Here is a 21,847-nt window from a genome sequence, read left to right on the forward strand (position 1 = left end):
CCACTAGGGATCCCATCCTGAAAGTTTCGTGAACTGGCCGATAATTTCGTTTCCTGGTTGGTAGGTAGCTGGTATGGAAAGCGTCAACACCTGTCTTGGGAGCGATCCCAAACCGAAACTTTCGGATACACTCCCGATTTGTGTCAGCGAAGAGGCGGGTGACGATCGCACTGATCGCGGAGGAGGCCGGCGTCTCCATCCCGACGGTGTCCAAGGTCATCAACGGACGCCCAGAGGTCGCGCCGGCGACCCGCCACCGGGTCGAACGTCTGCTGCAGGAACACGGCTACCAGCGCCGCATCAGCCAGGACGACACCCCGGCCGGGCTCGTCGACCTGGTCTTCGCCGAGATCGAGTCCCCCTGGGCCATGGAGATCGTGCGCGGCGCGGAGAGCGCGGCCCACGAAGGCGGGTCCAGCGTCGTCATCTCGGTCCTGCACACCCATGCGGGCCCCGGGCGCGACTGGCTCGAACGCCTGGCCGCCCGCCGCACCGACGGCGTGGTCATCGTCGCCTCACGCCTGTCCACCGGCATCCAGGCCCAGCTCAGCGCCCGCTCACTGCCGTTCGCGGTGGTGGACCCCGAGGGCGAGCCCGCCCCCGGCGTGGTCTCGGTCGGCGCGACCAACTGGAACGGCGGCCTGGCCGCCACCCGCCACCTCCTGGAGCTGGGACACCGCCGCATCGGCATGATCAGCGGCCCCGCCGACATGCTGTGCAGCCAGGCCAGGATCGACGGCTACCGCGCGGCCCTGGAGACGGCAGGGGTCCCGATCGCCCCCGAACTCATCCGGCGCGGCACGTTCCTGGTCGACTCAGGCCACGACGAGGGCCACGAACTCCTCTCCCTCGCCGACCCCCCGACCGCCATCTTCGCCGGCAGCGACCTGCAGGCCTTCGGCGTCTTCGAGGCGGCCCGGCAGCGCGGCCTGCGCGTCCCCGAGGACCTCAGCGTGGTCGGCTTCGACGACCTCCCGCTGGCCAAGTCGGCCTGGCCGCCGTTGACCACCGTCCGCCAACCGCTGCAGGAGATGGCCGCCCTGGCCACGCGCACGGTGCTGGCCATGGGGCGGGGCGAGGCGCCCGAGACCAAGCGGGTGGAGCTGGCCACGGAACTGATCGTCCGGGAGAGCACGGCCCGCCACGGGTGACGCCCCTCAGCGGAAGTAGGACTTGCGGGGTTCCAGGCCGTTGGCGCGGGCGATGCAGCGGTAGAAGCGCACGCCGTCCTCGAACTGGGACTGCGACGGAGGCATGACGTCGGCCATCCAGTTGGCGGGCGCGATCCTCCGGCCGGCGGGCGTTCTGCTGGCCAGCAGGACCGTGCGGCTGCAGACGCGTTTGACCGTCGGGTGTTTGGCGAGATCCTGCTTGACGTAGGTGTCGGCGTCCTTCGGGATCGGGCCGACGGCGAAGGTCTCCCAGGAGTGGAGCTCCTCGCAGCCGAGCCGTCTGGCCTTCGTGTCGCCCACGATGATGACCAGGCCGCTCCAGCACTCCGACTCGCGGACGCAGGCGGCGTCGGCGCCGCGGATCTTCGCCGCCGGGCAGTTCGCCGTGAAGGTGTCCAGGCCGTCGAAGACATCGGGCTGGGGGGTGGGCGACGTGGCCGTGGGGGACGTGGGGGACTTGGCTGTGGGGGCGGCGGTGCTCACGGGCGGAGGGCGCTCGATGACCTGGGTGTAGACGAACGCTCCCGCGCCGGCCACGATCACGAGGGACAGGGCGGCGATGATGGCGACCAGGACCCTGTTGACGCCGTGCGGGGCCGGGGGAACGGTGTCGGCGTGACTGCCGGGCGGAGGGCCGGTGTCGGGCTGTCGCGGGACGGGGGACTGCGGCAGGGCTGGAGTTTGAGGGGCGGCGTGACGACCGGGCGGCGCAGGGGGCCCAGAGGCATGGGGGACGGGCGGCGCGTGGTGGCCCAAGGCGTGGGGCACGGATGGCGCGCGGTGGCCCGAGGCGTGGGAGACGGGCGGCGCGTGGGGACCCGGGGCGAGGGGGACGGCGGCCAGGGCGTCGCGGAAGGCCAGAGCCGTGGGGGTGCGTTCGCGGAGGTCGCCGGCCAGGGCCTGGCGGAGCACGGCGGTCAGTTCGGGTGGCACGCCCGGGATCTCCGGGACGGGAAGCCGGTGGAGGGCCAGGATCATGGCCAGGTTCGGCACGCCGCTCTCGGGGAAACGCGGCGGACGGCCCGACATCAGGGCGTAGACGGTGGCCGCCAGAGCGTACACGTCGCCGGCCGGGGCCGGCTCGGCCAGGTCGAAGGCCTCGGGCGGGGCATAGGACGGGGTCAGGGACTCGCGGGTCACCGAGGCGTCGGGGCCGGAGGCGGGCATGGTGGCCAGGCCGAAGTCCGACAGTGCCACGTGGCCGTACCGGTTGACCAGGATGTTGGCGGGCTTGACGTCGCGGTGCAGCACCCCTTGCGCGTGCGCGGCGGCCAGGGCGTCGGCGATGCGCACGCCCACGTCGCGGGCCTCGTGCGGGGACAGGACACGGCCGGACAGCGACCCGCCGGGGCACAGTTCGAGCACGATGTAGGGCCGCCCGTCGGACAGCAGGCCCGCGTCGTAGACCGGCACCACGTGCGGATGGCCGGACAGGGCCCCGGCGGCCGTGACCTCGCGCATGAAGCGGCGCCTGTCGCGGTCGGACAGCAGCACGCGGTTGTCGACCTTGAGCGCCACCTCGCGGCCCACCGCCGACTGCAGGGCAAGGTAGACCACGCCGAAGCCGCCCTGCCCGAGCACGCCCTTGATCTCGTAGCCGGGCACCGATAGTTCGGTCACGGCGAAAGCGTACCGGTTGGGGGTCCGATCATATGTTTGAATTGGCTCCATGGACTCTCTGCGGTACCTGGAGCTTCTCGACCGCGACCACGAGCGCTTGCGGTGGGCCGCCACCCGCGATCTGGCGGCGGCCGTTCCGTCCTGTCCGGGCTGGACCGTCGCCGACCTGCTGTATCACGTCGGCGAGGTCTACCTGCACAAGGCTGAGATCATGCGGCGCGGCACCTGGCCTGAGCCGTGGCCGCCGGAGCCCGATCCGGCCCACCCCGTCCGCTTCGCGGAACACGCCTTCGGCCAGTTGCGCGCGGAGTTCGACGCCCGCAAGCCGCAGGACGAAGCCGTCACCTTCTACGACGACGACCAGAGCGTCGGCTACTGGATCAGGCGCATGGCGCAGGAGACGGTCATCCACCGGGTCGACGCCGAGCTGGCGGCGGGCGAGCCCGTCGCGCCGATCCCCGACGACCTGGCCGTGGACGGCATCGACGAGGTCCTCCTGATCTTCCTGGGCTACGGGTCGGGCAAGTGGCCGGAGGAGTTCGGCGACGCCCTCACCGCCGCCGACGGGCGGGCCGTGGCGATCGAGTCCGGGGCGGAGCGCTGGCTGGTGCGTCCGACCCGGGAGCGCGTCGAGGTCGCCAAGGGCGACACCGCGCCCGCCGAGGCGACGGTCGAGGGGACTCCGCAGGAGGTGCTGCTGTGGTTGTGGCGGCGCTCGGACGGAAAGTCTCTGACGTTCGGCGGGGATCCCGAGCTGGTCGAACGGCTGCGCGGGATGTTGTGGGCGGCGACCCAGTAAGACGCGCGACGTACTCGGTAGGGTCGTGCGACGTGACGACGGAGTTGGAGCAGCTCGCCGAGCGGCTGCGCGCGTTCGCCAGGGTCAGGGACTGGGAGCAGTTCCACACGCCGAAGAACCTGGCGATGGCGCTCGCGGGCGAGGTGGGGGAGCTGGTGGCGGAGTTCCAGTGGCTCACGGCGGAGGAGTCCGGGAGTCCTGACCCCGACGCGCTCGCCAGGATGCGGACGGAACTGGGCGACGTGACGCTGTACCTCGTGCGGCTGGCCGACGTGCTCGGCGTCGACCTGGTGGAGGCGGCCCGGGCCAAGCTCGACGAGAACGACCGCCGCTACGACGCCGACCTCTATCGCGGCTCGGCCAGAAAGGCGCCACCAACCTCGAACGGTTGACGGCCGGGCGTGGGGTGCGACGGCCGGGCCGCCCAAAGGGTGCGGGCGTCGGGCCACCCTCGGGGTCAGGTGCCGAGGTGGCCTCGGGGTGCGGGTGCCGGGGTGCTGTCAGGGTGCGGGGTGTCGTCGGCCGGGTCCGAGGTCAGCAGGCGGGCCAGGCCCGCCGCCAGGTCGGCGGCGAAGCCGGGGAGCCGTTCGGGCTCTTCGACCAGCAGGAACAGCCAGGCGAAGATCGGCCCGAGCAGCATCGCGTGCACCGCCGCAGGGTCGGGCCGTCGCGGCAGCTCGCCCCGTCCCACCGCCCGGTCGAGGACCTCGGTGATGCAGTCGCGTTCGGCCTTGATGAACGTCCCCGCGAACGCCTCCGCCAGTCCGGCGTCGGCGTGCACGTCGGCCAGCAGCCCTGGCACCACTCCTGGTGGCGGCGCGGACAGGGACGAGACGATGACGTGGGTGACCGCGGCCAGGTCGGCGGCCAGCGAACCGGCGTCGGGCGGTGTCGCCAGCTCCAGATCGTGCATGACCGCCGCGAAGATCATCGCCTGTTTGGTCGGGTGACGCCGGTAGATGGCGGCCTTGCCGACGCCCGCCCTGCTCGCGACGGCGTCGACGGTGAGCTGGGCGTACCCATGCTCGGCCAGCAGCTCGCGGGCCGCCGCCGCGATCGCCCCGTCCACCCGGCCGTCCCGTGGCCGGCCCACCGGTTGTGTCATGCGCGGCATTCTATTACGGAACTGCCGTATCCGTAATGTGACGTAGCCGACGTTGCGTCCCGTGGGCGACCGGGCGCATCATTCGGAACCATGAGTTCCGAAACTTCCTCGAAGAGCGTGGTGTGGGCGGGCGGCATCCTGATGACCCTGGCCGGCGTGCACCTGGCGATCACCTCGGTGCTGAGCGCGCGGCACATCCCGAGCTGGTTCGGCGGCGCGCTCTGGACGTTCCCGCCAGGACCTGACTTCCTGGCCGTGCTGGCCCCGAACGAGGGGGCGTTCTGGCTGGTCTGGGGGAGCTTCGCGGTGCCCTTGGGGCTGATCGGGGCGCTGGTCGTCGGGTTCGGGCGGCGCGGCCAGGTGCCGCCGCCGTACCTGGGGATCGGCGTGGCGCTCTGGGCGCTGGGCGGGGCGGCCGTGATGGAGCCGACGCCGTTCGTGCTCGGGGCGGTGCCCGCGGCGATGCTGCTGGCGGCCTGGCGCCGCCGCGGGAAGAACGTCTCGGCATAGGTGACGGCTTTCCCGCAGGCGTGGACGTCGACGGTGGGAAGGACGCCTCGGCGTAGGTGACGGCCTTCCCGCAGGCGTGGACGTCGACGGTGCCGGGACTAGGTTGGGGCGAACATGCGAGGGGCGGCGTGCAGGACCACGACGTTCGGTCCCCGCTCGGCCAGGGCGTCAGCGAGATCCTGGGCCAGGGACGCGGGCGTGGCGAGGCGGGCGGGCACCCCGAACGACGCGGCCAGGCCGGCGAAGTCCGGCCTGACCAGTTCGGTGCCGGTCGGGGTGCCGAACGCGCCGGTCATGTACTCGCGCAGGATGCCGTAGCCCCCGTCGTCGACGATCAGCCAGGTGACGTCCAGGTCGTGCTGGCGCATGGTGGCGAGTTCCGCCAGTCCGTACATCGCGCCCCCGTCGCCGGAGATCGCGAGCGCGCGCTGCCCGGAGGCCGCCGCGCCGACCGCGGCGGGCAGCGCGTACCCGAGGCCGCCCGCGCCCTGCGCCGACCACATGTGGCCGGGGAAGGCCGACCACGCCCAGTAGGTGAGGATGGTCATGTCCCAGAACGACAACACCTCGGACGGGATCGCCTCCAGGAGCGCGAACTCCTGCTCGTGCCCGCTGAGCCGGTCGCGCACCCGCCGCAGCACGTCCGCCACGTCCGCCTCCGCGCGCCCGTCGGCCTCTCTGGGGCGCACCGCCTGCGCGAGCGCGCCCAGCGTCGCCCTGGCGTCGGCGTGCACGGCGAGCGAACCGCTCACGTTGGCTTCCAGCTTGCCGAGGTCGGCCTCGACGTGGATGACGCGGCCCCGCGGGCGCATCGTGTGGTAGTTGCTGGACAGTTCCCCCAGCCCCGTACCCGCGACCAGCAGCACGTCCGCCTCTTGGAGGAACTCGGTGACGAAGCGGTCCTCCAGCCATGACCGCAGCGACAGCGGGTGCTCGCGGGGGAAGACGCCTTTCGCGGCGAATGTGGTGGCCACCGGCGAGCGCAGCCTCTCGGCCAGAGTCAGGAGCTCTGGCCCCGCCCCGGACAGGGCGACCCCGCCGCCGGCCAGGATGACGGGGTTCGAGGCGGAGTCGAGCGCCTGGACGGCCTGCCGTACCAGCTCGGCCCGGGGCCGGGGTGTGCTCGGACGCACGGACAGGTCGGCCACTGCCGGGATGTCCACGGGCGCGAGCAGGACGTCCTGCGGGATCTCCACCCACGCGGGCCCCTGCGGCACGCTGAGCGCCGCCTCCCATGCCCGGGCCAGGGCGGAGGGAATCTGCGAGGCCGCCCGCACGACCTGGACCGAGGTGGCCACGCCGCGGAAGGAGGCCGCCTGGTCGGGGAGCTCGTGGAGGTATCCCTTCCTGCGGCCCCCCAGCCCGTCGGACGGGATCTGGCTGGAGATCCCGACCACGGGCGCGCAGGCCAGGCGCGACTCCATCAGGGCGGGCAGGGTCGCCAGCGCGCCGGGGCCGGTGGAGACCAGGAACGGGGTCACCGTCCCGGTGGCGCGGGCGTGGCCGTCGGCGGCGAAGGCGACGCCCAGTTCCGTACGGCATCCGACGTAGCGCAGCGGCGAGCGGCGCAGCGCGTCGAACATGGCCAGCGCGTGCTGGCCTGGCTCGCCGAACACGGTCGTGGCGCCGAGCGCGACCAGGGTCTCGACGACCAGGTCGCCCCCGGTTCTCATGCCCGCTTCCCCAGCGCGAACAGGCTGATCAGGTCGTAGGCGACGTGCGCGGCCGCGACCGAGGTGATCTCGGCGTGGTCGTAGGCGGGTGCCACCTCCACCACGTCGGCGCCGACCAGGTTGCAGCCCGACAGCCCGCGCAGGATCTCCAGCAGCTCACGGCTGGTCAGGCCACCCGCCTCCGGGGTGCCCGTGCCCGGGGCGTGGGCGGGGTCGAGCGCGTCGATGTCGACGGAGATGTAGAGCGGGCGCTCGCCGATCCGCTGGCGCAGGGCGTCGGCGATCTCGTCGGGGCCGCGCCGCATGACGTCGGACGAGGTGACGATGCCGAAGCCGAGCCTGCGGTCCTCGGCCAGGTCGGCCTTGCCGTACAGCGGCCCCCTGATGCCGACGTGGCTGAGCGCCTCGGTGTCGAGGATGCCTTCGTCCACCGCGCGGCGGAACGGCGTGCCGTGGGTGTACTCGGCGCCGAAGTAGGTGTCCCAGGTGTCCAGGTGGGCGTCGAAGTGCAGCAGCGCCAGCGGCCCGTGCTTGCGGTGCGCGTCACGCAGGAGCGGCAGCGCGATGGTGTGGTCGCCGCCGATGGTGACGAGCCTGGCGTCGAACTCCCCGACGGCCTGCTCGATCGTGTCGATGGCCTGGCCGATGTCGAACGGGTTGCAGGCGATGTCCCCGGCGTCGGCGACCTGCAGGTCGGCGAACGGCGAGACGTCCAGCGCCGGGTTGTAGGGCCTGATGAGCTTGCTGCCCTGACGCACCGCGGCCGGGCCGAAGCGGGCGCCGGGACGGTAGGAGACCCCGCTGTCGAACGGCACGCCGACGATCGCGACGTCGGCCCGCTCCACCTGGTCGAGGCGGGGCAACCGGGCATAGGTGTCGGGCCCTGCGAAGCGCGGCACCTGCGAGGCGTCGACGGGTCCCTGAGACATGAAATTCCCCTCGTTAACAGCATATTTCGGTACAAAAGGAGCTATTGACACCCCTGGCGACGCAGACCACTATGTCGGAAAACTTCGTTTACCGGAAGGCAACCGCGTTGTCTGATCAGCTCTGGGGCGGACGCTTCCGTTCGCCCGCCGACCCGTCCCTGCTCGCCCTCTCCCGCGCGCCCGACAGCTACTTCCGCATGTCGGCCTACGACCTGGCGGGCTCGCGCTCCCACGTCCGCGAGCTGCTGCGGGCCGAGATCGTCGACGAGGCCGAGGCGGAGCGGCTGCTGGCCGGGATCGACACGCTGGACGAGGACGTACGCGCCGGACGCGTCGGCCCGAACGCCTCCGACGAGGACGTGCACACCTTCCTGGAACGCGTCCTGGTCGAGCGGCTGGGCGAGGTGGGCGGCAAGCTGCGCGCCGGCCGCTCGCGCAACGACCAGACGGCCAACGACCTGCGGCTGTACCTGCGCGACCACGCCAGGAAGCTGGTGCTGGCGCTGGCCGAACTGCAGGACGCCCTGGTCGCGCAGGCCCGCCGTCACGTCCGCAGCGCGGCGCCCGGCTTCACCCACCTGCAGCCCGCCCAGCCGATCGTGTTCGGGCACCAGCTGCTGGCCCACGCGCAGGCGTTCGCCCGCGACGCCGACCGGCTCGAGGACTGGGACCGGCGCACCGCCCGCTCCCCGCTGGGCTCGGCGGCGCTGGCCGGCTCCGCGATAGCCGTGCATCCGGAGCTGTCGGCCACGGAGCTGGGCTACGACGGGCCGTGCGAGAACTCCATCGACGCCGTCGCCAGCCGCGACCACGTGGCCGAGTTCCTGTTCGCCGCCTCGATGCTGGGGGTGAACCTGTCGCGGCTGGCCGAGGAGATCTGCACCTGGGCCTCGCGCCAGTTCCGCTGGGTGGAGCTGCACGACTCCTTCGCCACCGGCAGCTCGATCATGCCGCAGAAGAAGAACCCCGACATCGCCGAGCTCACCAGGGGCAAGGCGGGCCGGCTGCTCGGCAACCTCAACGGCCTGATGGCGACGCTGAAGGCGATGCCGCTGGCCTACAACAGGGACCTGTCCGAGGACAAGGCGGCCGTCTTCGACACCGTGGACACCCTGGTGATCGTGCTGCCCGCCATGGCCGGGCTGGTGCGCACGCTGTCGGTGAACGTCGAGGAGTTGCGCAGGCAGGCGACCGAGGGCTTCACGCTGGCCACCGAGGTGGCCGACTGGCTCGCGCGCCGCGGCGTGCCGTTCACCGAGGCCCACGAGATCACCGGCGCGCTCGTGCGAACGTGCGAGGACAAGGGCCTGGACCTGCACGAGCTGTCGGACGCGGAGCTGGCCGAGGTGGACGCGCGGCTGACGCCGGACGTGCGTCCGCACCTCACCGTCGAGGCGGCCCTGGCCGCGCGCACCGGCTACGGCGCCACCTCGCCCGACCGGGTCCTTGAGCAGATCGACCGCCTCGCCGGCCTGCTGGAGCGGCAGCGCGCCTGGGGCTGTGACTACCGGGGACCCGCGGCGTGATCTCGATTCCGGATTCGCCCGGTCTGGGCCCTCGGGCCCGCGAACTGCGGCGGCGGCGCAGGCTCAGCCTGACCGAGGTGGCCGAGCGGGCCCGGCTCACCAAGGGCTTCCTGTCCAGGTTCGAGCGCGGCCAGGTGTCCATCTCGGTCGCCTCGCTGCTGCGCCTGTGCGAGGCGCTCGACCTGGACGTGGCCGACCTGTTCGACGGCTCGGGCGGGCGGCTGGTCAGGTCCGAGAGCCGGGCCAGGCTCGAGTTCGGCGGCAGCGGCATGACCGAGTACCAGCTGACGCCGAAGGACGAGCACAGGATGCTGGTCCTGCTCAGCGAGATCGAGCCGGGCGGCGGGTCGGGCCACGAGCCGTACGCGCTTCCCGTCGACATCGAGTTCGTGCACGTCCTGAAGGGCCTGTTCACGATCGAGGCGTCGGGCGAGCGGGTCGAGATGCGCGAGGGCGACTCGTTCCTGTTCCCCGGCGGCACCCCCCACACCTTCACCAACCCCGGCGACGAGGCCACCCGAGTCCTGTGGGTGTTGTCACCCGCGCTGACCTCTCGCACGTGAGGAGATCCCCATGTCCACAGATGTCGCCCACCTGCCCCGGGTGGCGCGCAAACACTACGGCCGCTACGTGGCGGCGATCGTCGTGGTGGCCGCCCTCGCGGCGATCGTCGTCTCGTTCGCCGGCGGGCAGATCGAATGGAGCGTGGTCGGCCAGTACCTGACCGCGCAGGCCATCCTGACCGGCGTGGTCAACACCATCGTCATGGCCGTGCTCGCCATGATCCTCGGGGTGGCTCTGGGCGTGCTGTTCGCGGTGATGCGGATGTCGAGCAACCCCGTCACCCGCGGCGTCTCCTTCCTCTACACCTGGATCTTCCGCGGCACGCCGCAACTGCTGCAGCTGTTCCTCTGGTTCAACCTGGCGCTGGTCTTCCCCTACGTCGTCATCCCCGGCGTCTTCGAGGCGCGCACGGTCGACCTGATGACCCCGTTCGTCGCCGCGCTGCTCGGGCTGGGCATCTGCCAGGGCGCCTACACCTCCGAAGTGGTACGCGGCGGCATCCTCTCGGTCGACCAGGGGCAGACCGAGGCCGCGCAGGCGATCGGGATGACGCGCTTCCAGACGATGCGCAGGATCGTGTTGCCGCAGGCGATGCGGGTCATCCTGCCCCCGATCGGCAACGAGTTCATCAGCATGGTGAAGCTGACGTCGCTGGCCAGCGCGATCCAGTACCAGGAGGTGCTGCACAGCGCCCAGAACGTCTACTACGCCAACAACCGCGTCATGGAGCTGCTGTTCGTGGCGACGTTCTGGTACCTGATCGTGGTCACCATCCTCAGCCTGGGCCAGATGGTCGTCGAGCGCCGCTTCTCCCGAGGGGTGAAGAAATGATCAAGACGGTCGACGTCCACAAGCGCTTCGGCGCCCACCACGTGCTCAAGGGCATCTCGCTGGAGGTGGCCGCGGGCGAGGTGTTGTGCGTCATCGGGCCGTCAGGCTCGGGCAAGAGCACGTTCCTGCGCTGCATCAACCAGCTGGAGACGATCGACGAGGGGGCCGCCTGGGTCGACGGCGAGCTGCTCGGCTACGTCGAGCGGGACGGGAAGCTGCACCAGCTCAGCGACGCCCAGATCGCCCGGCAGCGGCGGCCGATCGGGATGGTGTTCCAGCGCTTCAACCTGTTCCCGCACATGACCGCGCTGGAGAACGTGGTCGAGGGGCCGATCAGAGTGCTGCGCGAATCGCGCGACACCGCCCAGGCCCGGGCGATGGAGCTGCTGGAGCGGGTGGGGCTGACGGACAAGGCCGGCGCCTACCCCTCGACTCTGTCGGGCGGGCAGCAGCAGCGGGTCGCGATCGCCCGCGCGCTGGCGATGCGCCCGAGGCTGATGTTGTTCGACGAGCCCACCTCCGCGCTCGACCCGGAGCTGGTCGGCGAGGTACTGGCGGTCATGCGCGACCTGGCCGCGTCCGGCATGACCATGGTCGTCGTCACCCACGAGCTGGGGTTCGCCAAGGAGGTCGCGAACCAGGTCGTCTTCATGGACGACGGCCGCGTCATCGAGACGGGCACCCCCGACGAGGTCCTGGTCAACCCCACCCATGAGCGTACGAAGACCTTCCTGTCAGCAGTTCTCTAGGAGTTCAGTCTTGTCTCGTCCCATCTTTCTTCTCGCCTGTCTCGCCCTGGCCGCGACCGCCTGCACCGCGCAGGCGCCGGAGAACCTCAAGGCCGCATCGGACGGCGGGCTCCCCCCGAAGATCGCCGAATCCAAGACCGTGGTGATCGGCAACGTGCCCAACTACCCGCCGCTGGAGTTCAAGGACCCTGCGACCAACCAGCTCACCGGCTTCGACATCGACCTCGGCAACGCCATCGGCAAGAAGCTCGGCGTCACGGTCAAGTGGCAGGAGACGTCCTTCGAGCAGTTGCAGAGCGCGGTCACCACCGGTCGGATCGATATGATCCTTTCGGGGATGAGCGACCTGCCAGAACGCCGCGAGACGCTCGACCTCGTCGGCTACCTGAGCTCGGGCGCGCAGTTCTTCGCCACGACCAAGGTCGCCGACCCGAAGGAACTGTGCGGCAAGACCGTGGGCGCCAGCCGCCGCACCTCCTTCCCCGGCGAGATCAAGAAGTGGAGCGAGAAGAACTGCTCCGGCAAGCCGATCAAGGTCGTCGGCACGGAGGGCTCCGCGGACGCGCGCACCCAGCTCACCCAGGGCCGGGTCGACGCCGCCGTCCAGGGCAGCGAGACGCTTCCGTACATCGCCGAGCAGGACCCGGGCAAGTTCAACCTCGTCGGAGAGCCGTTCACCGAGGTCAACCAGGCCATGGGATTCGGCAAGCAGGACCCGCGCCTGCGCGACGCGGTCATCAAGGCGCTGGCCGGCCTGCAGCAGGACGGCACCTACGCGAGCCTGCTCGACAAGTGGGGCCTCAAGGACAACGCCATCAAGCAGATCACCCTCAACGGCGCGGCCACGTGACACCGCTCCTCCCGCTCGCCGAGCTCATCTCGAAGCCGCCGCCGCTGCCCACCGACGTGGTCGAGCGGGCCAAACGCCACCTTCTCGACACGCTCGGCGCCGCCCTGGCCGGGGCCGTCGCCCCCGCTCCCGGCCTGAGCGGTCCGGGGAACGCACCCATCTGGGGGACCGGGCTGGCCGTGGCGCCGCGTGACGCGGCACTGCTGAACGGCGTCGCGGCGCACGCGCTCGAACTCGACGACACCGGCGGCTGCGATCACTCCGGGGCCGTGGTGGTGCCCGCCGCGCTGGCCTGCCTCAGCCTCGCAGACCGCCCGGTCAGCGGCTCCGAACTGCTGGAGGCGGTCGTCCTGGGGTATGACGTGGCCCGCCGGGCGCTGGAGGCGTGTGGCGGCTACGCCGCGCACAACGAGGCCGGATGGCACTCGACGGGCACCTGCGGCACGTTCGGCGCGGCGGCGGCGAGCGCGCGACTGCTGGGACTGGACAGCACGCGAACCGCCCACGCGCTGGGGCTGGCGGCCGGCTTCTCCGGCGGCCTGTGGGCCTTCGTGCACGACGGCGCGGTGAGCAAGCGGTTGCACGCGGGCCGCGCCGCCGAGGGCGGCCTGACCGCCGCGCTGCTGGCCGCGTCCGGCACGAGCGGCCCCGGCCGGATCTTCGACGACGTGTGGGGCGGCTTCCTGCGGACCTACGCGGGCGCCGACGCCGACCCCGGCGCGCTGACCCGCGACCTCGGCACGGTGTGGCGGATCTCGCGCTGCTCCATCAAGCCATACGCGTCCTGCCGCAGCACCCACTCCTCCATCGACGCGATCGGCGGCCTGGACCTGCGCTTCGGCGAGATCGCCCGCATCCACGTGCGCCTGAGCCCGCTCGTGGCCGACATGTGCGGCGGCCGCGACGTCGCCACCCTCTCCCGCGCCCAGCTGAGCCTGCCGTACGGCATCGCCGCCAGAATCCTTTACGGCGACGCCGACCTGGCCGCCTATGCCCCGGAACGGCGCGGCGACCCCCGGGCCGCCGCGCTCATGGACCTCATCGACCTGGAGGTGGACCCGGAGTTGGGCGGCATCGACGAGCCGGCCCTGACCGTCACCACGACCTCGGGCGCCGTCCGGCGGGCCAGGGTGCGCGACCCGCTCGGCTCTCCTGCCAACCCGCTCTCCGACGAGCGGCTGCTCGCCAAGTTCCACGGCCTCGCACCGGGCCGGGAGCGCCTGGCGGAGCAGGTCATGACCCTCGATGCCCACCCGGACGCGCGAGCCCTGCTCCCACTCCTGTGACGATCCCGTGCGGGCCCTGGGCGTGCGGGGCCCGGCGGCCCGGCCGGGTGTCCAGCGTGATCTGGCCGACCGGCGTGGCCAACGTCCCGCGCTGCCCCGCAGCTCCTACGATCCCCTTCTCGCGCCTTTAGGCACGTGGCAATCTGGGATCATGCGGATCATTCGCGCCGCCAAGGTGCTCACCGGGCGTCCGGGAGAGGTGATCCCGGACGGTGAGATCGTCATCGACGGCGCCTCGATCGTCTCCGTCGGGCCGCGCGGCAGCGCCGGCGACACCCCGGGCGAGCTCCTCGACCTGCCCGGCTGCACCGTCCTGCCGGGACTGATCGACGCGCACGTGCACCTGGGGTTCGACGCCGCGGTCGACCCGATCACCAGGCGCGGCCAGGAGAGCGATCACCACCTGCTGCTGCGGATGGCCGAGAACGCCCGCAAGCTCGTCTCCGCGGGCGTCACCACCGCCCGCGACCTCGGCGGGCGCGGCTTCCTCGACCTGGTCCTGCGCGACGCCATCGAGGAGGGCCTGGCCGTCGGCCCCCACCTGCTGGCCGCGACCAGGCCCATCACGATCACCGGCGGCCACTGCTGGTACATGGGCGGCGAGGCCGACGACGAGCCCGCCATCCGCCGCGTCGCCAGGGAGAACCTGCGGGCGGGCGCCGACTGCCTCAAGGTGATGGCCTCCGGCGGCCAGATGACGCCGGGCGCGCCACCGAGCTGGGTGCCGCAGTACACCACCGAGCAGATCCGCGTGGTCGTCGAGGAGGCCGCCGACCGGGGCAAGGGCGTCGCGGCCCACGCCCACGCGCACGCGGCCATCCGCAGTTGCGTCGAGGCCGGGGTCGCCACCATCGAACACTGCACGTTCTTCACCCCGCGGGGCCATCGCTACGACCCCGAGCTGGCCGACCTGCTCGCGGCCGGCGACAGCTACGTCTGCCCGACCGTGCACGGCGCGTTCTGGCGGATCCGCGAGGTGCACGGGCAGGAGATGCTCGACGCCTGGCTGGCCGGGGTCGCGGCGATGCGCGAGGCCGGCGTGCGGCTCATCGCGGGCACCGACGCCGGGTTCGCCATCGGCGGCATCGCCAACCCGACCGACGGCTACGTGGGCGGTCTTGAGGTGTTCGCGATGGCCGGCTACTCCAACGCGCAGGTCATCGAGCTGGCCACGGTACTGGCGGCGGACGCCTGCGGGGTCGGCGAGGTCACCGGCACTCTGGAGGTGGGCAAGCGGGCCGACCTGATCGCGGTCGCAGGCGACCCGCTGCAGCGCCTGTCCGACCTGCGCGACCTCGTCCTCGTGCTCGTGTCAGGGCGTTCTGTCGGGCAGAGCGGCGTCGACACCGTGACCGCATCAGTCGGCTGACGGAAACCGTAAACTGCCTTGGCCCGCCGCCTGTCCCCATGACGCTAAGCTGCGCAGATGGACTTGAAGGATCGGGTACGCGAGCTGCGCCTGCAGGGCCGCTCCCCGAAGGAGATCGCCAGGGCGCTCAAGGTCTCGCCGTCGGTCGTCGCGCCGCTGGTGCGGGCCATCGCCGAGGAGAGCGCCGGCACCGCCGAGCCCGAGGTGGTCGGCTGCTGGGTCAACCACGGCTGGAGCGCGGGGCTCGGCGTCGATCCGGCCCGGGGGTGGGTCGACGAGGGCCCTGAGTCGGGCGCGGACGGCATCGTGTGCGTCCTGGTCGCCCGGCGGCACAACTGGGACAGGATGTCGGTCTCCGGCTACCTCGTCGACGCCTACTGCCTGGGCGCGAAGAACGCGATCGGGCCCGACGTGCTCGACGACCGGGAGCTCGCTCGTTTTCGCGAGTTCTTCTTCGGCGAGTACCAGGGCTGGCAGGAGGCGCCGATCGAGCTGGCGCGGCACCTGGTGTTCGGGTCCGTCGACTACGCCCGAGGGCTGGGGTTCGAGCCCCATGACGACTTCGCGCCCGCCTCCGAGGTACTGGGCAAGTGGGAGGGCGAGTCGGCGATCACGTTCGGGCGCGAGGGCAAGCCTTTCTACGTACAGGGACCGGACGACGACGCGGCCAAGGTGCTGCGGACGTTGCGGCGCACGCTCGGCGACGACGAGTTCGACTACCTCACCGTAGGCCAGTGACGCGCATCGTCAGGTTCAGGCGGCCGGAGGTCAGGCCGGTGGCGGGGTCGCCCGTCCCCGGGTAGACCTTCGGCACGCCGTGGTAGGCCAGGCGCGACGGGCCGCCGAAGACGAACAGGTCGCCGGAGGCGAGCTCGACATCCGTGTACGGTTTGCCGCGCGTCTGGGTGTTGCCGAAGCGGAACACGCACGTGTCGCCGACGCTGAGCGACACCACCGGGGCGTCCGACTTTTCGTCCTTGTCCTGGTGCATGCCCATCCTGGCCTGGCCGTCGTAGAAGTTGATCAGGGCGGTGTCGGGCTCGTAGGAGTCGGCCGGGTGGTCGTAGGCGCTCTCCAGGGCGCGGCGGCCCAGGTCGCCGAGCCAGTCGGGGAAGTCGGCCACCTTGCGGCCGTTCACGTCGTGGGCCAGGCGGGTGTACCGGTACGGCTGCCAGTGCCAGCCCACGCAGACCGTCTGTACGGACATGACGCCGCCTCCGGGCAGCACGGTGTGCCGGATCGGCACCGGGCCCCTGGCCCATTCGCGGCAGGCCTGGACGAGGTGGCGCTGCTCGTCCAGGGTGAGCCAGCCGGGCACATGTACCGCGCCGGGCGCGATCTCCCATATTTGCGACGGAATCACGATATTTCCCGATAAATGATGTTCCGTCCGACCTGCCAGACGTTTCCGCTACGGTCGGATCCCCGCATGCCCTCCAGTGTCCCAGGCGCCGCCAGGGCGACGGCTCCCATCGTGGACGCGAAGCCGACCGTACGGCGCGGATCCCAATCCGTACTGAGCCGCAGCCGCTCGCCCATCCTGGCCCACCCGAGCGGCGCCCCCGCCACCACCCAGGCGTCGGGCGTCTCGGCGGTGAACCGCCTGGCCTGCCGCAACCACGACGCCGCCCGATCCGGCCAGGACACCACCGCCAGCACCGTGCCGCGCCAGGCGCCCGCGAACGCCTCGGCCACGGGGGCGGCGTCCCTGCCGTGCCCGATGACGATGCTTCCTGCGCGCGGCCCGAGCAACTCGATCACCGTCTCCAACTCTGACGCCGTGACGCCACCTTCGGAGACGGGGTCGATGGCCGTCCCTGCCTCGACCTCCGGCACCGTGACGGCACCTTCGGAGACCGGGCCAATCACCTTCCCTCGCTCGATCCTGGGCCTGACGCGGTCGTTCGGGTCCTCCTTCCCGGTGTTCAGCCGCCACGCCTGGTAGGCATCGGGCAGGCAGACCGCGCAGGGGCGGTACCCGGCCGCCACCGCGTCCCCGGCGTCGGCGAAGAACACCCGATGCTGGATATATCCCCCACGGGCGATGGCCCGCAGCGCCGACGGGCAGTCGAGCCGCCCGTACAGCCGCGCCCTCCGATGCCCGCCCAGCGTTCCGGGCATGGGGCTGGCGTAGGAGCGGCCATCGGCCCCGACCAGCGTGTACGTCATCCGATCAGCGGGCATCGTGGAAGACGAGCCCCAGCGTGTGCCGGAGCCCCGACCGTACGGTGCTCACCCCGTGCCGCACCGGCGAGGCCGACCAGCCGCGCGAAGACCGCACCGGCCGGTCGCGCGTCGTGAAGATCAACCCGTGTCCCTGCGGCAGCAGCGTCACCGTGCCACGGGACTGAGCCCGAGGCCGCTGCTCCACCAGCAGGAACTCGCCCCCGGCGTAGTCCTCGCCCGGCCGGTCCAGCCCGATCACGACCTGCAGCGGGAACACCAGATCGCCATAAAGGTCGCGGTGAAGGGCGTTCCAGTCGTCAGGACCGTACCGGAGCAGGATGGGGGTCGGCTTGGTCTGCCCGGCCCGGTGACACATGTCGAGCCACTCGCCGAAGTCGTCCGGCCACGGCGCCGGCCAGCCGAGCTTGGCCGCCCAGTCGCGGGCGATCGGCAGCAGGTGCGGGTAGAACGCCGCCCGCAGCCGTTCGACCAACGGCGGGAACGGACGGGCGAAGTAGCGGTACTGCCCGGCGCCGAACCGGTAGCGCTCCATGTCGATCGTGGACCTGAACAGGCCGACCTCGTCGTACAGGCCGGCGATCTCCTTGCACTCCTCGGGCGTCAGCACCTGCGGGGTCAGCGCGCAGCCGTACGCGTTGACCTCCTTGGCCAACTCCGTCCAGTCGGCCTTCATGACACGCTCCAGAGCTGCTGCTGCAGCACGCCTTCGAGCGTGAGCAGGCTGCGCTTGCGCTCGACGCCCCCGGCGTACCCGATCAGCGCCCCGTCGACGCCGACGACGCGGTGGCAGGGGCGGACGACGAGCAGCGGGTTCGCGCCGATGGCCGCGCCGACCGCGCGGATCCGGTCGCGGGGCGCCCCGATGCGGGCGGTCAGCGCGCCGTAGGTCGTCGTGGTGCCGTACGGCAGCGCCGCCACCTCGGCCCACACCCGCTCCTGGAACGCGCTGCCGCGTGTGACGCCGTCCAGGTCGAACGAGGTGCGCTCGCCCGCGAAGTACTCGCTGAACTGCCGCTCGGCCTCGGCGAACGTCCCCCGCCGCCACTCGGGCCGCACGTCCACGTCGAACGACACGCGCGTCAGCGCCGAGCCGTCCCCGACGAGCAGGATCTCGCCCAACGGGCTGTCGATCGTGGTGTAGATGTCCATACCTTCTACAACACCGCCGGGCCGCGAGAAGTCGGCGGTTTTCGGACGTGGCAGCATGGGCTTCTGGGTGATCACCACAGTTTCGGAGTTCTTCGAAAGAGGAGTGAGCATGGCCGAGTCGCGAGAGCACACGTTCACCGGCACGAGGGGGCTCATCAAGGTTCGCGAATGGCCCCACGACCAGTCGCGATACATCGCCCTGCTGATCCACGGATACGGCGAGCACATCGGCCGCTACGAGCACGTCGCCGACCACCTCGTCCGCCACGGCGCCGCCGTCTACGGCCTCGACCACATGGGCCACGGCAAGTCGGAGGGCGACCGGGTGCTCATCGAGGACTTCGAGGACGTGGTCACCGACGCCCACTCCGTCGAAACCCGCGCCAGGGCCGAGCACCCGGGCGTGCCCCTCGTACTGATCGGTCACTCGATGGGCGGCATGATCGCGGCCCGCTACGCCCAGCACCACAGCTCCGGCCTGGCCGCCCTCGTCCTGTCCGGCCCGGTGATCGGCGAATGGGAGGTCATCCCCACCCTGATGGCCCTCGCCGAGATCCCCGACACCCCCATCGACCCGGCCACCCTCTCCCGCGACCTCGCGGTCGGCGAGGCGTACGCCGCCGACCCGCTGGTGTGGCACGGCCCGTTCCAACGGCCCACGGTGGAGGCGTTCGCGACCACACTGACCACGATCGCCAAGGGCGGCACGTTCGGGCCGCTGCCCACGCTGTGGGTGCACGGAGAAGACGACGCCCTGGTGCCCCTCCCCGGCAGCCGCACCGGCATCGAAACCGTCAAGGGCACGAACTTCACCGAACGCATCTATCCAGGGGCCCGGCACGAGGTCTTCAACGAAACCAACAAGAACGAGGTCCTGAACGACGTCACCACTTTCGTAGACCGAGCCCTGGCCATCTGACTCCCGAGCACCCCCGCCCGGGATCTTGGCCCGGCGCGGGGGCTGTGGGCTCAACAGCCGTCTGGGTCTCGCGGTCGCGGAAGGAACGTTCACGCTCGTGGGGGAGCTCTCAGGCGTTCCGGACGCCCCAGCAAGCCCACCGGCGCCGTTCCCGCTGAAGACCCACCGCTTCGGTCAGGTGGCGTCCCGGTCGGCAACACGTGACCGGTCCGGGCCTCAGAGATCATGGGCGGGCTGTCAGCGGCCCGTTGCCGTGAAGCCCAGCAGGAGGTTGCCGGTCGTCTCGGGCGCTTCCACCATGGGTAGGTGCCCGACGCCGGGCAGCAGCTCGATCCGCGCGTTCGGCACCGCGTCGTACTGGTACGCCGACGAGGTTCCCGAGGGCATGAGGCGCCTGGTGGCCACGGCCACGGAAACCGACGTAATCCCACCACTGTGCACCAGCCAGTGAAGTCGACTTCGGGACTCAGAGCAGAGGACTCCAGAAACCGGCAGCCCGGCGGCCGACTGAGCCTCTCACCTGCTCGGCGCCGTGACGTGCGCGATCTTGGCATGGTGCTGGTTTGACGTAGGGCTACGCTATCGTCCCGGCCATGGTGGAAGATCGCATCGATTTAGCGATGTTGCTGCAACATCCCGGGCCATTCGACACTCGCTATCCTCGACTCTCCTGGTTACCTGACGGTCCCAGGCTGAAAGACGTACGGGTCCTCATGGAGCAGATCGAGGCTCTGCGCGGGCAGCCCCGCGAAACCTGGCCCAGCCCGGACGCGCTGGCCGAGCCGTTGCGAAGCCTTGGCGCCGAGCTGGAGTACCCGAGCTGGTACGCGCTCGCGCGGCTGGCCTATCTCGAAGCGGTCGACGTCTACCGAGCGGCCGGCACCGAGGTCGCCGACGACTTCCTGAACGATTACCGCCGCACGTTGCACTCTCTGGGGCACGTCCTCGAGGAGCTCGAGCGCCATGAGGAAATGTTGCCGGTCATACAGGAGAAGCAGGTGATGAGCGTGCGCCTGGCGGTCGTGGACGCATCCGCGCTTGATCTGGCGAACGACGCGCGAGCCGAGGTCATCAGCACCTTGGTGCGGCTCAAACGGCACGATGAAGCGCTGGACTCGGCCGCCGAGGCGGTAGGTGAAATCCGGCGGCAACCCGACAGTGGGCCCGTCCGGACGAAGGGCTATACCTTGGCGCACGCGCTCGCCCAGTACGCCGACTGTCTCACCAGCGTCGGCCGTTTCGACGAAGCCGTCGACGCCGCGACTGAGGCGGAGAACATCTGGCGCGGTTACAACGACGCCGGTGATGAGCCGGACTGGTTCATCATGAGCCGGCTGGCTGAAGCGTTGGGGCGGCTGGGCGAGGCTTTCGCACAGGTCGGACGGTACGAGGAGGCGTACGCGGCCTTCGTCGAGCTGGTGGAGATGGGCAGACGGTCGGTCGATGCGGACGATGACTTCTCAGGCCTGCGCATCCTTGCTGACACACTGAGCAATGTCGCCGTCAGCCTGAGATGGTCAGGCCGGTATCGCGAGGCCGTGGCTGCCGGCGAAGAAGCCGTGCGCCACGAGCGTGCACTCGCGGCGCGGGCGTTGGATCGCCAACACCGATTCGAGCGTCTGTTCCCCGCCTGGTGGGAGGAGGATTTCGACGCAGGTGATCAGCCGGTGGGCAGGGGGCTTTTCGAGGATGGCGGGCTGAGTGAAGTCAACGATCTGTTCGATGACGATGAACTCGACGAGGACTTCATCGAAGGCATCGAGTGCGATGATGAGAGGCGGGACAACCACGCAGCCGATTTCCGGGCGAAGGCCCGGGAGGGAGAGCTGAGCTTGTGCGTCAGCCTCAACCACCTGGGCATCGACCTGCATGACCTGAATCGGGTCGAGGAGGCGCTGGCGGCGAACTCCGAGGCGGTCGAGATCGCCCGCCGCCACGAAGATGCGGCGGAACTCGCGCTGGCGTTGAACAACACGTCGTGCGTCCTGGCGGACCTGGACCGTCAGGAGGAGGCGGTGGAGGCCGCGCGGGAAGCCGTCGCCCTGCTCACGGCGCTTGTGCCCGCCGACCCCGACAAGCATGAGCAGACCCTCGCGCTCGCGCTGCACACGTTGTGCGGGTCAGTGTCGGACCTTGAGGAGGCGCTGAGTGTCTCGCTGCGGTGCCTGGCCATTTACCGGCGACTGTACGGGCTCGATCCGCACCCTCTGGCGGGGTATCTCGCCTTTGCGTTGACCGATCACGGTCTCATCCGGTCCCGGCGAGGTGAACACGCCGAGGCGCTGGCGGCCACGGTGGAGTCGGTGGAGATGCACCGGCGGCTGGCCGCGCGGCATCCGGCTCGCTACAGCCACGGGCACGCGAACGCGCTGCTGAACCTCGCTGAGGTCCGCTTGGCCGACGGTGCGTACGCGGAAGGGCGCGCGGCGGCGGAAGAGGCGGTCGCGCTGTACCAGTCGCTGGCCGCAGCTCTGCCCGAGGCTCACGAGCACCACTTGGCGCACGCGCGCTCGGTCCTGCGCCGCCTGACGTAGGCGGACTTGCCGAGCCAGGTTCAGACGCCGGGTAGGCCCGGGTTTCGACCGGTCCCGGCCGGTCTTGCGCGCGGC

23 protein-coding genes are annotated in these 21,847 nt (G+C 71.1%); 14 read left to right on the top strand and 9 right to left on the bottom strand.

Translation table 11 applies throughout. The annotated features are described in order from the left end of the window. Window positions 1-140 precede the first annotated feature (140 nt). Window positions 141-1,151: a LacI family DNA-binding transcriptional regulator gene (locus ACFOY2_RS30740; protein WP_379531587.1), complete on the top strand. Its 1,011-nt coding sequence runs from the start codon at window positions 141-143 to the stop codon at window positions 1,149-1,151. Window positions 1,152-1,157: 6 nt separating this feature from the next. Here ACFOY2_RS30740 and ACFOY2_RS30745 read toward each other — a convergent pair whose 3' ends face one another. Next, the gene (locus ACFOY2_RS30745) at window positions 1,158-2,792 is read right to left on the bottom strand and encodes a serine/threonine-protein kinase (RefSeq protein WP_379531588.1); all 1,635 of its coding nucleotides are present in this window, start codon (window positions 2,790-2,792) and stop codon (window positions 1,158-1,160) included. Window positions 2,793-2,841: 49 nt separating this feature from the next. Here ACFOY2_RS30745 and ACFOY2_RS30750 point away from each other — a divergent pair, with 49 nt between their 5' ends. Both ACFOY2_RS30750 and ACFOY2_RS30755 read left to right on the top strand, forming a co-directional pair. Then, the gene (locus ACFOY2_RS30750; RefSeq protein WP_379531589.1) at window positions 2,842-3,591 is read left to right on the top strand and encodes a maleylpyruvate isomerase family mycothiol-dependent enzyme; all 750 of its coding nucleotides are present in this window, start codon (window positions 2,842-2,844) and stop codon (window positions 3,589-3,591) included. 32 nt (window positions 3,592-3,623) lie between these two features. After that, window positions 3,624-3,983 carry a nucleotide pyrophosphohydrolase gene (locus tag ACFOY2_RS30755; RefSeq protein ID WP_379531590.1) on the top strand — a complete coding sequence of 120 codons (360 nt, stop codon included), beginning with the start codon at window positions 3,624-3,626 and terminating at the stop codon, window positions 3,981-3,983. 65 nt (window positions 3,984-4,048) lie between these two features. On the opposite strand, the gene ACFOY2_RS30760 is transcribed toward ACFOY2_RS30755, so the two are convergent. After that, window positions 4,049-4,696 (bottom strand): TetR/AcrR family transcriptional regulator, encoded by a 648-nt coding sequence (locus tag ACFOY2_RS30760; protein ID WP_379531591.1) that lies wholly within the window; start codon window positions 4,694-4,696, stop codon window positions 4,049-4,051. Between the two features lie 90 nt (window positions 4,697-4,786). On the opposite strand from ACFOY2_RS30760, the gene ACFOY2_RS30765 reads away from it, so the two are divergent. Then, window positions 4,787-5,206, top strand: a complete 420-nt coding sequence (locus tag ACFOY2_RS30765; protein ID WP_379531592.1) for a hypothetical protein — start codon at window positions 4,787-4,789, stop codon at window positions 5,204-5,206. 98 nt (window positions 5,207-5,304) lie between these two features. Here ACFOY2_RS30765 and ACFOY2_RS30770 read toward each other — a convergent pair whose 3' ends face one another. Together ACFOY2_RS30770 and speB are read right to left on the bottom strand one after the other, a co-directional pair. Then, entirely contained in the window at window positions 5,305-6,879 is a 1,575-nt protein-coding gene (locus ACFOY2_RS30770) for a thiamine pyrophosphate-binding protein (protein ID WP_379531593.1), read from the bottom strand. Further along, the gene (gene speB / locus ACFOY2_RS30775) at window positions 6,876-7,808 is read right to left on the bottom strand and encodes an agmatinase (RefSeq protein ID WP_379531594.1); all 933 of its coding nucleotides are present in this window, start codon (window positions 7,806-7,808) and stop codon (window positions 6,876-6,878) included. The genes ACFOY2_RS30770 and speB overlap by 4 nt, the downstream gene beginning before the upstream one ends. Before the next feature lie 107 nt (window positions 7,809-7,915). Here speB and argH point away from each other — a divergent pair, with 107 nt between their 5' ends. The 8 genes from argH (at window position 7,916) to ACFOY2_RS30815 (ending at window position 15,721) form a co-directional block, all read left to right on the top strand. Beyond that, entirely contained in the window at window positions 7,916-9,334 is a 1,419-nt protein-coding gene (gene argH, locus ACFOY2_RS30780) for an argininosuccinate lyase (RefSeq protein ID WP_379531595.1), read from the top strand. Continuing rightward, a complete protein-coding gene (locus ACFOY2_RS30785) occupies window positions 9,331-9,897 on the top strand; it encodes a helix-turn-helix domain-containing protein (RefSeq protein ID WP_379531596.1) in 567 nt (188 codons plus the stop codon). The genes argH and ACFOY2_RS30785 overlap by 4 nt, the downstream gene beginning before the upstream one ends. A 10-nt stretch (window positions 9,898-9,907) precedes the next feature. Continuing rightward, a complete protein-coding gene (locus tag ACFOY2_RS30790; protein ID WP_379531597.1) occupies window positions 9,908-10,729 on the top strand; it encodes an amino acid ABC transporter permease in 822 nt (273 codons plus the stop codon). Then, window positions 10,726-11,478: an amino acid ABC transporter ATP-binding protein gene (locus ACFOY2_RS30795; protein WP_379531598.1), complete on the top strand. Its 753-nt coding sequence runs from the start codon at window positions 10,726-10,728 to the stop codon at window positions 11,476-11,478. The genes ACFOY2_RS30790 and ACFOY2_RS30795 overlap by 4 nt, the downstream gene beginning before the upstream one ends. A gap of 10 nt (window positions 11,479-11,488) precedes the next feature. Beyond that, window positions 11,489-12,328 carry an ABC transporter substrate-binding protein gene (locus ACFOY2_RS30800; RefSeq protein WP_379531599.1) on the top strand — a complete coding sequence of 280 codons (840 nt, stop codon included), beginning with the start codon at window positions 11,489-11,491 and terminating at the stop codon, window positions 12,326-12,328. Beyond that, window positions 12,325-13,614, top strand: coding sequence for an MmgE/PrpD family protein (locus ACFOY2_RS30805; RefSeq protein ID WP_379531600.1), 1,290 nt, complete (start codon window positions 12,325-12,327; stop codon window positions 13,612-13,614). Before ACFOY2_RS30800 ends, ACFOY2_RS30805 begins: the two co-directional genes overlap by 4 nt. A gap of 151 nt (window positions 13,615-13,765) precedes the next feature. Continuing rightward, on the top strand, window positions 13,766-14,983 hold the full coding sequence (locus ACFOY2_RS30810; protein ID WP_379531601.1) for an amidohydrolase family protein: 1,218 nt from the start codon (window positions 13,766-13,768) through the stop codon (window positions 14,981-14,983). Between the two features lie 57 nt (window positions 14,984-15,040). Beyond that, window positions 15,041-15,721 carry a helix-turn-helix domain-containing protein gene (locus tag ACFOY2_RS30815; RefSeq protein WP_379531602.1) on the top strand — a complete coding sequence of 227 codons (681 nt, stop codon included), beginning with the start codon at window positions 15,041-15,043 and terminating at the stop codon, window positions 15,719-15,721. On the opposite strand, the gene ACFOY2_RS30820 is transcribed toward ACFOY2_RS30815, so the two are convergent. From ACFOY2_RS30820 to ACFOY2_RS30835, 4 genes are read right to left on the bottom strand one after another with little or no spacing between them, the layout of a single operon-like run. Beyond that, on the bottom strand, window positions 15,705-16,346 hold the full coding sequence (locus tag ACFOY2_RS30820; RefSeq protein WP_379531603.1) for an alpha-ketoglutarate-dependent dioxygenase AlkB family protein: 642 nt from the start codon (window positions 16,344-16,346) through the stop codon (window positions 15,705-15,707). The genes ACFOY2_RS30815 and ACFOY2_RS30820 overlap by 17 nt on opposite strands. Beyond that, window positions 16,343-17,167 (bottom strand): Ada metal-binding domain-containing protein, encoded by an 825-nt coding sequence (locus ACFOY2_RS30825; RefSeq protein WP_379531604.1) that lies wholly within the window; start codon window positions 17,165-17,167, stop codon window positions 16,343-16,345. The genes ACFOY2_RS30820 and ACFOY2_RS30825 overlap by 4 nt, the downstream gene beginning before the upstream one ends. Further along, the gene (locus ACFOY2_RS30830) at window positions 17,157-17,843 is read right to left on the bottom strand and encodes a 2OG-Fe(II) oxygenase (protein WP_379531605.1); all 687 of its coding nucleotides are present in this window, start codon (window positions 17,841-17,843) and stop codon (window positions 17,157-17,159) included. The genes ACFOY2_RS30825 and ACFOY2_RS30830 overlap by 11 nt, the downstream gene beginning before the upstream one ends. Then, window positions 17,840-18,319, bottom strand: coding sequence for a methylated-DNA--[protein]-cysteine S-methyltransferase (locus tag ACFOY2_RS30835; RefSeq protein WP_379531606.1), 480 nt, complete (start codon window positions 18,317-18,319; stop codon window positions 17,840-17,842). Before ACFOY2_RS30835 ends, ACFOY2_RS30830 begins: the two co-directional genes overlap by 4 nt. A 109-nt stretch (window positions 18,320-18,428) precedes the next feature. Between ACFOY2_RS30835 and ACFOY2_RS30840 the strand changes: the two genes are divergently transcribed. Continuing rightward, window positions 18,429-19,238, top strand: a complete 810-nt coding sequence (locus ACFOY2_RS30840; RefSeq protein ID WP_379531607.1) for an alpha/beta hydrolase — start codon at window positions 18,429-18,431, stop codon at window positions 19,236-19,238. 237 nt (window positions 19,239-19,475) lie between these two features. On the opposite strand, the gene ACFOY2_RS30845 is transcribed toward ACFOY2_RS30840, so the two are convergent. Beyond that, on the bottom strand, window positions 19,476-19,625 hold the full coding sequence (locus ACFOY2_RS30845) for an alpha/beta fold hydrolase (RefSeq protein WP_379531608.1): 150 nt from the start codon (window positions 19,623-19,625) through the stop codon (window positions 19,476-19,478). Window positions 19,626-19,831: 206 nt separating this feature from the next. Here ACFOY2_RS30845 and ACFOY2_RS30850 point away from each other — a divergent pair, with 206 nt between their 5' ends. After that, entirely contained in the window at window positions 19,832-21,772 is a 1,941-nt protein-coding gene (locus ACFOY2_RS30850; RefSeq protein WP_379531609.1) for a tetratricopeptide repeat protein, read from the top strand. The last annotated feature ends 75 nt before the right edge of the window (window positions 21,773-21,847 follow it).

Source organism: Nonomuraea purpurea, assembly GCF_042650645.1.
Classification (GTDB): domain Bacteria; phylum Actinomycetota; class Actinomycetes; order Streptosporangiales; family Streptosporangiaceae; genus Nonomuraea; species Nonomuraea purpurea.

Bases quoted from the DNA above. Each gene is read 5' to 3' on its own strand.
- ACFOY2_RS30840 (WP_379531607.1), top strand. From the start codon at position 18,429: ATGGCCGAGTCGCGAGAGCACACGTTCACCGGCACGAGGGGGCTCATC.
- ACFOY2_RS30830 (WP_379531605.1), bottom strand. From the start codon at position 17,843: ATGAAGGCCGACTGGACGGAGTTGGCCAAGGAGGTCAACGCGTACGGC.
- ACFOY2_RS30845 (WP_379531608.1), bottom strand. From the start codon at position 19,625: ATGCCCTCGGGAACCTCGTCGGCGTACCAGTACGACGCGGTGCCGAAC.
- ACFOY2_RS30750 (WP_379531589.1), top strand. From the start codon at position 2,842: ATGGACTCTCTGCGGTACCTGGAGCTTCTCGACCGCGACCACGAGCGC.
- ACFOY2_RS30770 (WP_379531593.1), bottom strand. From the start codon at position 6,879: ATGAGAACCGGGGGCGACCTGGTCGTCGAGACCCTGGTCGCGCTCGGC.
- ACFOY2_RS30835 (WP_379531606.1), bottom strand. From the start codon at position 18,319: ATGGACATCTACACCACGATCGACAGCCCGTTGGGCGAGATCCTGCTC.
- ACFOY2_RS30810 (WP_379531601.1), top strand. From the start codon at position 13,766: ATGCGGATCATTCGCGCCGCCAAGGTGCTCACCGGGCGTCCGGGAGAG.
- ACFOY2_RS30815 (WP_379531602.1), top strand. From the start codon at position 15,041: ATGGACTTGAAGGATCGGGTACGCGAGCTGCGCCTGCAGGGCCGCTCC.
- ACFOY2_RS30795 (WP_379531598.1), top strand. From the start codon at position 10,726: ATGATCAAGACGGTCGACGTCCACAAGCGCTTCGGCGCCCACCACGTG.
- ACFOY2_RS30760 (WP_379531591.1), bottom strand. From the start codon at position 4,696: ATGACACAACCGGTGGGCCGGCCACGGGACGGCCGGGTGGACGGGGCG.
- ACFOY2_RS30790 (WP_379531597.1), top strand. From the start codon at position 9,908: ATGTCCACAGATGTCGCCCACCTGCCCCGGGTGGCGCGCAAACACTAC.
- speB (WP_379531594.1), bottom strand. From the start codon at position 7,808: ATGTCTCAGGGACCCGTCGACGCCTCGCAGGTGCCGCGCTTCGCAGGG.
- ACFOY2_RS30825 (WP_379531604.1), bottom strand. From the start codon at position 17,167: ATGCCCGCTGATCGGATGACGTACACGCTGGTCGGGGCCGATGGCCGC.
- ACFOY2_RS30765 (WP_379531592.1), top strand. From the start codon at position 4,787: ATGAGTTCCGAAACTTCCTCGAAGAGCGTGGTGTGGGCGGGCGGCATC.
- ACFOY2_RS30850 (WP_379531609.1), top strand. From the start codon at position 19,832: ATGGTGGAAGATCGCATCGATTTAGCGATGTTGCTGCAACATCCCGGG.